Raw genomic sequence first — 11,707 nt, forward strand, 5'->3', positions numbered from 1 at the left:
TGTTTTTTGAGTTATCACTTTTAAACGCGAAGTTGCCAGAAAGCAACGGCCGCCGCAGCCGCCACGTTCAGAGAATCGACACCGTGCGCCATGGGGATACGAACCACATAGTCGGCTCCCGCAATCGCTTCGTGCGAAAGACCATCTCCCTCAGTACCCATCACAATAGCCAACCGGGGCTCGGTCTTCAAAACGGGATTGTCTATGGAAATGGAATTGTCCGTAAGCGCCATGGCCGCCGTGCGGAAGCCCAACTCACCAAGCGTATCCAAAGGACCGTCCATCCACGTCCACGGCACAAGAAAAACCGTTCCCATTGAAACTCGGACCGCACGACGGTTCAGAGGGTCGCAGGAATTACGCGTCAACAGCACGGCATCCATGCCAAGAGCTGCTGCCGAACGGAAGATGGCCCCGATATTGGTGGTATCCACCACCCCGTCAATAACCACAATACGCCGGGCTCCCCGGCAGATGTCCTCCATACTCTTCGGAACCGGACGGCGCATGGCACAAAGAACACCACGTGTCAAGACGTAACCGGTCAGCTCGGCAAGCAATTCCCTACCGCTTGTGTAGACGGGTATATCGCCACAACGTTCAATGATTTCAGCAGCATCCCCATAGATGTGCTTGTGCTCACACAAAAGGGCCAAAGGCTCGTAGCCGGCATCCAGAGCCACCTTGATAACCTTAGGACTCTCAGCTATAAACAGCCCTTTGTCCGGCTCAAGGCGGTTGCGCAACTGGGCTTCGGTAAGGGTACTGAAGATCTCCACACCGGGATGAGTCAAAGATGATATCTCGATAATAGGCATCGGATGATTTATTATTTGACAATTACTATTTACAATTCATAGCAGAAAGCCCTATAACCCCTTTATTGTCTTCATCAGTTGTTCTCCCAGTCCGATGGTATATCCTTGCGATACAAAGACCACCCGATTGAAAGTATCGGCTATAATGAATATCGGCAGGCTCTCTTTATGCTTCAACTTCATGCTTTCTGCAATCTGCGCAGCGATACCGTCCGTATCTATACCATAAATAATGGTAGAGGGCAAATCGGGGAATGACTCGCGGGCGAACTTGCCGGCTTTGGCCTCATTAGGGAACAGCAACACCATCTTACGCCCCCACTTCTCCAAATCAGCCTTGAATGAAGCGATATCGCGCAACGCATGATTGGTTGGCTCTTGGTTGACACCCAGAATGCCTACGACAAAGTAACCGCGCCCACAAGCCTGCAGCAGACTCTGCCGGGCTGCGGAGCCGGCGTCCGGCAGCGGAGTGAAGAGAGACTCCGAATTAAAGTTCCCGATAACCTGCACCTCATCCTCGCTCTCGCGCATCACCAATTCAATTTCCGTTGTCTTCTCCGGCAGAATATTGAAAAAGGTGGTTTTAGAAAGTACCGTACCGCTGGCAAGGCGTGTACCTGTCACCAAAACATAACCTCCGGCCTCCAGAGCAGTTCCTTCCCTCAGCAGGCTATTCCAGGTAGTACCACCGCCCATATCCGTATCGCCTTCGTCATAAGAAAGCAACTGTAAACTACCCTGCGGAGTCAGTTTGGAAAGGGTGAAATGAGAATAGTATTTCGGGTTGTCCAACGAACGGATAGGCTTATAGGAAGCCACTAACTTTCCCTTCGAAGCAATTCCTTCCGCCATAAAGACCGGCTCTTCCGGATGATGGTTCAAGTCCACATCCGTCACACCATCATCCCCTATCAACTGTACTTTGCCGGTCACTCCGTTGATACGGGCAGGGATTGCCATGCTGCGTGCCATGGAGACGAAGAAAATGTCACGGCTATGGGCATCAGCCACACGGGCCTTCCAGACCCCTTCTGGAGAAATGGGAGCCCCTCCCAGATTACAGTCATTGTCTACCCGGATATTTTGGGCCACCCATGCCACCAGTTTCATCGGTTCTGCCTTGTATGCCTCAGCATCTTCCTTTGAGACGGCTTTCTTGAAAAAGCCTTTATAGGGGGTCAGCATCTCGTTGCTTACGCGTGGATTGCGCACATATCTGCGGAAATGGTCGGCATTCTTGCACATACGGGATTGCATGTGGTCCATCAGAACTTCCAGCGTAACGTCGCGGAGGTCTTTTGCCGAAATCCGTTGGAGCAGGTCCAGACCTCCTCTTTTGGACTTTTCAGAGCGCAACCGTGCCATGAAGTCGGCAATGACCCGGTGGTTTCCTCTGGAAGCGACCAGTATCCGTGAAACGGCATCTTCGTCGAGCTTGTACTGCCGGGCAAAATAACGTGCTGTCTCATCCGTCATGAACATAGACACATAAGCGTTGCGGATGGAATCTTCATGAACCATGCGGCGGTCGTTCGCCGCACGCTGTTCGGGCGTAACCGTCGGTAACTCCGCATTTTCGGGTGGCGGCACAAGTTCAAAATCTACCGCATGGCCGTCACCGACAGTCTTGTCCATCTTCACTGTCAGTTCATGGTCCTTGCCGAAAGACAGTTTGGCATAGCCGAACTTTCCGTTTTTGGAGACCCATACCAGCATGTCGCCTTTGCCAGCCGTCAAGGAAGCTTTTCCCTCTTCATCACTCTGTTTCCGGGCCACAGTATAGAACTCCGCATAATTATAGAGTTTGAACTCCACACAGGCATCAGATACCGGATTGCCTTGCCCATCCGTTACCGTAACGGTGGACTTGGCTGTCGCTGCATAGTTACCGATTACATTGATTTCCGTATAAGTAGGAGTGACGGACATCACTTCCTCCGCTCCTTCATAACGTCCGAAGACCTTGGTATGCATCAACATACCGCGACTGGCCGGAGCATTGAACCAGCCAAGGTTGAGTACCGGTTCCGGTTCGCAGGCTCCAAGAAAATACCATTTCCCGTCTGCCCATGCTTCTACCCACGCATGATTGTCGTCCGTATGCGCCCACCGGGGGGTGTAGACCTGACGGGCAGGAATGCCCACCGAACGCAAGGCGGCAACCAGCAAGGTAGATTCCTCACCACAACGCCCGTATGCCGTGCGTACCGTTGCCAAAGGCGAACTGGTACGGGCATCGGAGGGAGTATAGATAGCCTTCTCGTGGCACCAGTGGTTCACCTCCAGAATGGCATCATAAAGGGACAGAGACTTGACACGATTCTTCAGTTCTTCGTAAAACACTACCCGTGCACTATCCAGATGCTCATTGTTCACCCGCACCGGAAGCACGAAATGACGGAACACCTCCTCGGGCACCGTTTCTCCCCAAGGCATTTCCTCGGCCGCCTTCCGAGAGGCTCGCACATTCATCAGATGAAATTCGCCGGGGTAGTCGGTTATGTCTGCCAAAGGCATATAGGCATAGAGAAACTCCAGTGCCTCACGCTCATACGGCGTCAGGTCCGCATCGAAAATAGCGAACAAATCACCCTGCGGTAACCTTTCCTTTTTTTGATTGAAGTCCTGCTCCACACGTTGGCGGTAAGAAGCGTCTGTAATGAAAGAACGTCCGCCACAAGAGGACAGCAGACATACCACTCCAAGAAATCCCAGAAGTCGTGCAACTCGTTTCATAATCCTTATTATTGAGGTTGAGCCACAAAAATAAGGATTATATTTCAATTTTTACTTCAGATGTATCACCAAAGTCATGTCTCCGGAGAAAATGAAGCTACATTTGGCATAGGACGGAGGCCCCATCATGCCTTCGGCATCATTGCTGAAACCAAACTTCTCCGTAGGGATGCCAAAAGCCCCGCTATCCAGCTTCCCGTTTCCATTCTCATCCTGGAAAAGGGAAATGGCATACGTGCCCGCAGGAAGTCCCTGGCAAGGGATGGAGAGCGACGTATCTTTTACATCTATCCGGAAAGCGGTCAAGGGTTTCTTCATGAACGCCTCTTCCGAGTTATAGAGGGCGACGTAGAGATGTCCCTCCACCTTTTCAATGTCACGCACTTCAATGGTCAGGTTCTGAGCAAAAAGCATCTGGGCAACACTTTGTAACACAAACACTAAAAAAATAATCATTGCTTTCATCTTTGTTCTTTTTTAAAGAGTTATCATTAGAAATTGGATACATCGTAAGCAGCCTTCTTCCCCAAAGTGACGTACACTCCTACATAAAAGAAACGGTCTTGGGAAGCCAGGACAGCCTTGTTGTCTACTTTGCCAAACTCATTCTTGCGACCGAGGATATTGCTGGCGGAAGCATGGATAATCACCTTCTTGCTCGCCAGAAAGGTCACCCCTAAATCCAAGCTATTATAAGGCTTCACTTCATCGTTCATCAACCCCGGCAGCAATGGATTATGATAGGGACGCCCCGTGCTGAAACGGTTCGTTAAGCTGATGATGGAGTGAAGACGGGGCAAGGAATATTTCACAACCAATGCCGCGTTATGCCGAGTGGCATACTGGGGAATGGTCAGCTCGGAACAACTCTGATATTTACGCTTGGAAATGTTATACGTATAGGACAACTGGTATTCCAGATTCTTTATCGAAATCCGGTCGCGGAAGAACAAGTCTACACCTCTGCTATATCCGTATCCACCGGAAGTCAGAAGTACACTCCCCGTTCCAGCATCTGTTTCTTCCAGAACCAAGCGGCTATAGTCTTTATAATAAAGTTCTGCCTTATAGAAACGTCCTTCATAACCGTATTGCATCCCCAGATTATATTGCATGCACACCTCGGACATCAACTTCCGGTTACGTACCAACCAGTCATTTTCGGGCAATTGCGTGTAGCGGCCCACTATGCCAGAGAGCATCATATCCCCCAAATAGTAATTTACCGCCAGACGCGGAGAAAAATTCATCTTCCGGTTCAGAGAAGTGTACTCCGTACGGAAAGACAATTCTGCCTTCAAGCGCTCCAGCGGATAGTAAGCAGCCGAAAAGAAACCTGCACTGATAGTGGGGGACATTTGGTTGGCATCGTCTATGTCGGAGTATAGATAACAATTCCGATAGTTACGGATATAACTCTCCACCCCCATATCCAGGTGGAATACTGACGAGAAGCGCCTAGACATCTTAGTCTTCAAATGCAACTCCCACTGGCGTTCCAGCCAATTATCTCCCGAAACAGCAGCAGCGTTGACCTCCCGATTATAATAGGAATAAGCAGCCCCTGCAAACCAGTCCCATCCACCTGCCGCACGATAGCGAAAGGTAGCATTGACGTAGATGTTGTCTTCGGCCAGAGCGAACAATCTGCGTTCATCCCCCTCATAGGCAGAAAAGTCTGTCCGGTCATATTGCGCATAGATCTTAAAAACCGTCGCATCGCCGGGGGTATGACGGAACTGGGTGGCACCGGAAAACATCCGGTAGGGCCGCTCAAATTCTGTCCGTCCGGAATAAACCTTGTCATATAAGCTCAGATTCTGGTAATTCAGATCGACGGACAAGGAGCCACGGTCCAAAGTCTTGGTACCGCCCCCGCCCACACCGACTACGGAAGCATTCACGCCCACCTTATCCACTTTACTATAATCCTTGGTTTCTAAGGGCAGAACAGCCGAAAGAGCCTCTCCGTACTCCTGCGAAGCCCCGCCGGAAGCAAAATTCACCCCACTGAACATGAAGGTGGAATAACGACTACGCGAAGGGGTATTTATTCCATTGGAGGTATAGGGATTCAACACATGCATCCCATCAATGAAGGTCTGTGTCTCATAGCTGCTCCCACCACGTACCAGTAATTCGCCGGTCTCCCCCTGCACCTGCGTACCGGGCAAGGTCTGCAATGCCTTGTACAAATCACCGTTTGCACCGCCCACCGTGACTAGTTCCACCGGATGCATATCGCTCCACCTGCTATTGGCGGCAGGAGTCTTTTTCCCTCTTACCACCACTTCGTCCAGACCTATACTATCGATATTGAATGTCAGACGCACGGTATCCGTCACCGACTTCTGCGCTACGGAAGCTTGTACAAAGAGAAGTCCGCCCGTCATTAAAAAGATTATTTTCCACTTCATATCTTCATGTTCGTTATGTTTTCCTGCCACAAACATAAAGGAAGGACACGGACAAAAAAAATATCCGGGACAGACGACCCGGATATGTGACGAACAACCAACGACTTGTGACGAATGGCGTATCTCTGTGACGAATAGCTACCGCTTTATCTTGTTTTCTATCAGTGCTTTCACCTCCTTGGCATAGGCACGTGAAACAGGAATCTCCTCTCCATCTCCCTCCAGCCTCAACCGGTATCCTTGAGAGTTTCCGTCCACTTTCACCACCTTGCGGGCATTCACCAGAAAGGCTCTATGACACCGGATAATGAAGGGGCAGGCAGCAACCGCCTCCTCTGCCTGCTTCATCGTGGCACGCAACATCTTCCGGGTACTCTCTCCCTTCAGTCGATAATCCACCTTCACATAATTTCCTTCAGCCTCCGCATAAAGAAAATCTACGGCCTTCACTTCCAGCATATCTTTGGTGCCACCGGAAAACACCAACACTTCCTCCGGAGAAAACTCCTTACTTTCCGCCCCAACCTCTTGAGATGCCCTCTTTGAAAGGTGGCAATTTATCTCCATGGCTTCTTGCAGATTACGGGTCAGTTGCAAATTGCGATTCCACAGCAAGAAAAACACGACTGGAAAAGGTGCCAGTACCATTACCCAAGACAAAGCCAGAAAAAACAACCGCTTGTCCAGCCACATACCCATCAACCATGAATGATAGACCCAAATTCCCACCGCTATCAGTAACAGCATCAGCAACACGTCCAACACGTGTTTACCCAACGTCCAGTTCTGCTCTTTATAATAGGTGGGAAACAATGCCGGAAGCAGGTAAGTGAAGATGCTCGAAGCACCCGCCGCTATAAGTGCCGAACCGGCAACCACCCAAAATACACCTTCCTTTATCCGGGAAATACCGAAAGGTTGGAGTATATATAGTATCAGAAATATAATGACCGAAGGTATCACCACCGCTTTCCAACGTTGATAAAACATGGGATAGGGGCTCCGCCAAAGTTCTGTCAGTTTATTCATAAGTATTACCTCTCTTCTTTACATGGTAGTACATGCAAAGATATGTAATATATTTGTTATATACGGATTGCAAAATACAGTATTTCTAGAGAAAATGAAGAAAGAAACATAAGTTTTTATGTTATAGAACATATTTATCGCAAACATTTCGTATCTTTGCAGCGTTATAAGATAAAAGAAAAGATATAAAACCCGCTTTCCGAAACGCGGAGAGCACAAAAAGATGAGAATTATGAAAAAGAATGCAAATGAAATTTTTATGTTACAGTACCAAATCAAACGCTATCAAGCAATGGGTAATGGAACAATGTGCCAAACACTGAACGGTAAACTACAAAAACTGCTTGCAAAGCAGCCCCTTGTAACCATGTAAAAAAAACACCTTTAAATACAATGAATGAAGGGCGGAGAACTGAAAAATTCCCCGCCCTTCTTCTTCTCTGGCATATTCCAAACCAACAGAAAATAACTCAAGCCGCAACAATATCCTTCCCGAAAGGAGTCAATGCCAGCCCTGCCAACTTAAAATGTTGAATACCGAAAGGAATGCCTATAATAGTGATGCACAGCAACAACCCGAATCCCAAGTGCGAAAGGCAAATCCAAATGCCGCCCAAGAATATCCAAAGAATATTCATCAGCACATAGAGGCAACCGTTGGAACGTTCCCCGCTACGAACCTCTTTGCCGAAAGGCCACAAGGCAAGGCTTGCCATTTTCAAGGTCTGCATGCCGAAAGGGATGCCAATAATGGTGAACATCATCAATAAACTTGCAATAAGATACTCCACAGCAGTGATGATACCTCCAAACATCAACCACAAAATATTCATAAAACAGCCCATAGCTTTCCTTTTTTTAATACTGAACACAAATATAGCATTATTTATTTGAATGGTCCGTCTCCCAGTCACTAAATTCAAAACTCAGCTGCTCCCAGACTCCTTTCTCCTCCCCCTCTTCACGGGGGTTGGAAACGGAAAGCCCAATCAAACGGATAGGATGATGTTCATAATCCACTTCCTGCAGCAATTGCTTTGCCAAAGGCAGAATCACGTCAAGGGCAACCAGCTCCTTTGTTTGGGTCATACTGCGGGTAATCTGGCTAAAATCATGAAACTTGATTTTCAGCGTCAGCGTATTCCCGCGGAAATTGGCGTGCTCCAGTCGCCCCACCAGCTCCACTGCCGCATGGTACAACTCTATAATGACGGATGAACGCTTGCTGATGTCCTTCTCCAACGTATGTTCACAGCCCACAGACTTGCGGATACGGACAGCCTCTACCGGACGGGTATCGATGCCACGGGCAAAATCATAATAGACTGTCCCCACTTTGCCAAACTCGCGGGTCAGCATTTCCAAAGACTGCATGCGCAGCTGTTCCCCGTTGTGAATCCCCAAGGTGTGCATCTTCTTCGCCGTTACCGGTCCCACTCCCCAAAAACTTTCAATGGGCAGCCGGGCAACAAAGTCCAGTGCCTGGGCAGGATGTATGGTGCAAAGCCCGTCCGGCTTGCGGTAGTCCGAGGCTATCTTGGCAAGAAACTTATTATAGGATATGCCGGCGGAAGCCACCAGATTCAACCTCTCCCGCACCTTCCGCTTTATCTCCTTCGCGATGTCCACAGCCAACGGAATGCCCGGTTTATTCTCCGTCACATCCAAAAAAGCCTCGTCCAGCGAAATGGGCTCGATGACATCCGTATATTCATGAAAGATTTCGTGTATCTGGCGGGAAACGGATTTGTAGACTTCCATCCGTCCCGGGATAAAGATAAGTTGGGGGCACAGCCGCTTTGCCTTCAGTGACGACATGGCAGAACGCACCCCGAAACGCCGTGCCTCGTAACTGGCTGCCGCCACCACTCCCCGCTCCTCCGCATGGCCCACGGCAATGGGCTTGCCCCGCAATGCAGGATTATCACGCTGTTCTACGGAGGCGTAGAATGCGTCCATATCGATGTGTATAATTTTTCGTCCGGTCATTCTTCTTTCAACTCCCCGATACAAAGATACACTAATTTTTCTTCATCCGAAGTATCCGCCGATAGACATAAATGAAGGCTGGTATTAAAAAGGCATCTGCAAAAATCCATGCAGTAGGGTCACCAAAACACACGGCCAGATAGCCGAAAGCCGGAACAGCCAGCAGGCTGACCAGTATCCGGGCAATCATCTCCGAGACACCGGAAAGCATGGCAAGATTGGTATATCCCACCCCCTGGATAGTGTATCGCAGGATGCAGAGCAGTCCCAGAACCGGGAAAAAGGAAACGGAAATGTGCAGGAACAACTCCGTATTCTTTAAAATCTCCAACTCAGAGGCATCTACAAAGAGCAGGACAAAAGTCCTGGCACCGAACATCAGTACACAGAAAGTGAACGCCCAATAAACAATCATCATCAGGGTGCTTGCCTTGACTCCCATCCAGATACGTTCCGGCTTGCCCGCACCGTAGTTTTGCCCGCTATAGGTGGCCATTGCCATGCCCAGACTCTCGAAAGGACACATGAAAAACATCTTGATACGCATGGCTGCCGTGAATGCAGCCACACAAGCCGTACCCAAAGCATTATTGGCGCTTTGCAGCATAATGCTGCCAATGGCAGTAATGGAAAATTGCAGTCTCATGGGTACGCCGATGTACATCAGTGTGCGTGCCAAAGCACCGTCGAATTTCCGCTCGGCTGGCGTTGTCTTCAGAATGTCGAAACGACGCATCATATAGATGTAGCACAATATGGCCGAGACGCCTTGTGAAAATACGGTAGCGATGGCAGCTCCTGCCACTCCCCAACCCAGTACCAGAATGCAGAACAAATCGAGCAGGATATTCAGTACCGTAGAGAGAAGTAGAAACCAAAACGGCGTCTTGCTGTCACCCAATGCACGGATAATACTGGACAGCAGATTATAGAAGAAAGTAAAGGGAACCCCGATAAACGTAACAAGCAGGTAATAATAGGCTCCCGTGAATATGTTCTCCGGCGTACTCATCATGTGCAGAATATCTGCACAGTAAATGCTGGTAACCACGGCAATGACAACAGACATCACCGCAGCCAGCTGCAGGCTGATAGCCACATAACGGCGCATCGTGACATAATCCCGCGCACCGAACTTTTGCGCCACGGGAATGCCGAAACCTCCGCAACAGCCATTGCAGAATCCCAGAATAAGAAAAACGACCGAAGTGCTTGCCCCGACTGAAGCCAAGGCGTTGATACCCAGAAAGCGCCCCACGATGGCTGCATCTACCAATGAATAGGTCTGTTGCAGCAGATTGCCGAGCAGTAAAGGCAAAGTAAAGTTGAAAATCAACGGAAGAGCCCGTCCTTCCGTCATTTCTCTGGATGTTGCCATAAATCTAATACCTCCGAAATTGGGTGCAAAAATACGAAAAGATAGCGTTTACAGACTTGACGAAGGTCAAATTTAATAGGGAAGCTTAAGGAGAAGGAAGGCGAAGGATAAATCGTTCCATCATGGGGAAAATATTATTCCACCACTGGGAAAAAATCGTTCCACCATGGTGGAACGATTTTTCCTCCACGATGGAACGATTAAATCTATGCAGATTCGGAGCTTAGTATTTACACTCGCGAATTACCTCTATCAGCTGCCGGAAATCTTCGGGATGAACATCTCCGATATTGCCGATGCGGAAAGTGTCGGCTTGCGAAATCTTTCCCGGATAGATGACAAATCCACGCTCTTTCAGTTGTGTGTAGAAAGCTTTGAAGTTGAAATCGGCATGAGGATAGAGGAAAGAAGTAATAACGGGCGATTGAATCTCGTCCGGCAGCAACGTTTGAAAACCGAGGGAACGCATGCCGTCTACCAGCACACGGTGGTTCTCGCAATATCTGTTGTGACGGGCCTCCACACCGCCCTCCTCTGCCAGTTCGTCCATGGCTTGCTTGAAGGCGCGGACCACGTGTGTGGGAGAAGTAAAACGCCATTTGCCATGCCCTTTCTCCATGGCTTCCCATTGGTCGTAAATGTCGAGAGAGAGTGACTTGGAGACGCCCCTGCAGTGCAACAGCTCGGAACGGCGGGCGATGATGAAGCCAAACCCCGGAACACCCTGGATGCACTTGTTGGCACTGCTGATGAGGAAGTCTATGCCCAGTTCGTGTACATCGAGGGGAACACCGCCGAAGCTGCTCATGGCGTCTACAATCAGTTTCTTGCCGTGCATCTTGACGAGGTGGGCTATCTCCTTGAGGGGATTGAGCACGCCGGTAGTGGTTTCGCAATGCACCACGGCAACGTGGGTGATTTCGGCATTGTGCGAAAGATAGTCGTCGACATAGCCGACGGAGACTTGCTCTGTTTCGTCAAAAGCAAGCATGTCGTACGAGATACCGTGATACTCGGCGATGTTGCCCATGCGGTCGCCATAGGCGCCGTTGCTCAGTATGAGAAGTTTGTCGCCAGGCTTGATGACGCTACCGATGACGGCTTCCACACAGTACGTGCCGCTGCCTTGCAGGAGGATGGAAGTATAGTCGCCGGTATGCTGGGTGGCGAGGGAGACGAGGGACTTGCGGATTTCTTCCACAATGTGGAGGTTGTAGTCTTCGTCCCAGGTACACCAGTCGGTCAGCATGGCTTCCTTGACGGTTTGTGAGGTAGTAAGGGGGCCGGGGGTAAGGAGAATGTAGGGTTTCATATTCATTGAGTTTTTAAGTTTATAC

General features: G+C 49.5%; 10 protein-coding genes. 1 reads left to right on the forward strand and 9 read right to left on the reverse strand.

The features are described 5' to 3' along the window. Positions 1 to 20: 20 nt before the first annotated feature. The 5 genes from EYA81_RS03420 to EYA81_RS03445 all read right to left on the reverse strand — a co-directional run bounded on the left by EYA81_RS03420 (position 21) and on the right by EYA81_RS03445 (position 7,003). Entirely contained in the window at positions 21 to 818 is a 798-nt protein-coding gene (locus EYA81_RS03420) for an RNA methyltransferase (protein WP_117964208.1), read from the reverse strand. A 51-nt stretch (positions 819 to 869) separates the two neighbouring features. Then, positions 870 to 3,557 (reverse strand): transglutaminase domain-containing protein, encoded by a 2,688-nt coding sequence (locus EYA81_RS03425; RefSeq protein ID WP_131225364.1) that lies wholly within the window; start codon positions 3,555 to 3,557, stop codon positions 870 to 872. A 51-nt stretch (positions 3,558 to 3,608) separates the two neighbouring features. Further along, complete coding sequence (locus tag EYA81_RS03430; RefSeq protein WP_117601676.1) at positions 3,609 to 4,022, reverse strand: DUF2141 domain-containing protein; 414 nt, start codon at positions 4,020 to 4,022, stop codon at positions 3,609 to 3,611. Between the two features lie 26 nt (positions 4,023 to 4,048). Further along, positions 4,049 to 5,974, reverse strand: coding sequence for a TonB-dependent siderophore receptor (locus EYA81_RS03435; protein WP_117601688.1), 1,926 nt, complete (start codon positions 5,972 to 5,974; stop codon positions 4,049 to 4,051). Between the two features lie 138 nt (positions 5,975 to 6,112). Then, positions 6,113 to 7,003 carry a LytTR family DNA-binding domain-containing protein gene (locus EYA81_RS03445; protein WP_117964205.1) on the reverse strand — a complete coding sequence of 297 codons (891 nt, stop codon included), beginning with the start codon at positions 7,001 to 7,003 and terminating at the stop codon, positions 6,113 to 6,115. Positions 7,004 to 7,235: 232 nt separating this feature from the next. Here EYA81_RS03445 and EYA81_RS19155 point away from each other — a divergent pair, with 232 nt between their 5' ends. Then, entirely contained in the window at positions 7,236 to 7,376 is a 141-nt protein-coding gene (locus EYA81_RS19155) for a hypothetical protein (RefSeq protein ID WP_165491341.1), read from the forward strand. Between the two features lie 97 nt (positions 7,377 to 7,473). Here the strand turns inward: EYA81_RS19155 and EYA81_RS03450 are convergent, their stop codons facing one another. The 4 genes from EYA81_RS03450 to EYA81_RS03470 form a co-directional block, all read right to left on the reverse strand. Then, positions 7,474 to 7,848: a YccF domain-containing protein gene (locus tag EYA81_RS03450; RefSeq protein WP_005832831.1), complete on the reverse strand. Its 375-nt coding sequence runs from the start codon at positions 7,846 to 7,848 to the stop codon at positions 7,474 to 7,476. A 37-nt stretch (positions 7,849 to 7,885) separates the two neighbouring features. Continuing rightward, positions 7,886 to 8,992, reverse strand: a complete 1,107-nt coding sequence (dinB, locus tag EYA81_RS03455; RefSeq protein ID WP_117964204.1) for a DNA polymerase IV — start codon at positions 8,990 to 8,992, stop codon at positions 7,886 to 7,888. A 31-nt stretch (positions 8,993 to 9,023) separates the two neighbouring features. Further along, on the reverse strand, positions 9,024 to 10,370 hold the full coding sequence (locus EYA81_RS03460; RefSeq protein ID WP_131225365.1) for an MATE family efflux transporter: 1,347 nt from the start codon (positions 10,368 to 10,370) through the stop codon (positions 9,024 to 9,026). A 223-nt stretch (positions 10,371 to 10,593) separates the two neighbouring features. Beyond that, positions 10,594 to 11,682, reverse strand: coding sequence for a 2-aminoethylphosphonate--pyruvate transaminase (locus EYA81_RS03470; protein WP_131225366.1), 1,089 nt, complete (start codon positions 11,680 to 11,682; stop codon positions 10,594 to 10,596). Positions 11,683 to 11,707: the final 25 nt, after the last annotated feature.

It is taken from the genome of Bacteroides sp. A1C1, assembly GCF_004328515.1.
In the GTDB taxonomy this organism is placed as follows: domain Bacteria; phylum Bacteroidota; class Bacteroidia; order Bacteroidales; family Bacteroidaceae; genus Bacteroides; species Bacteroides uniformis.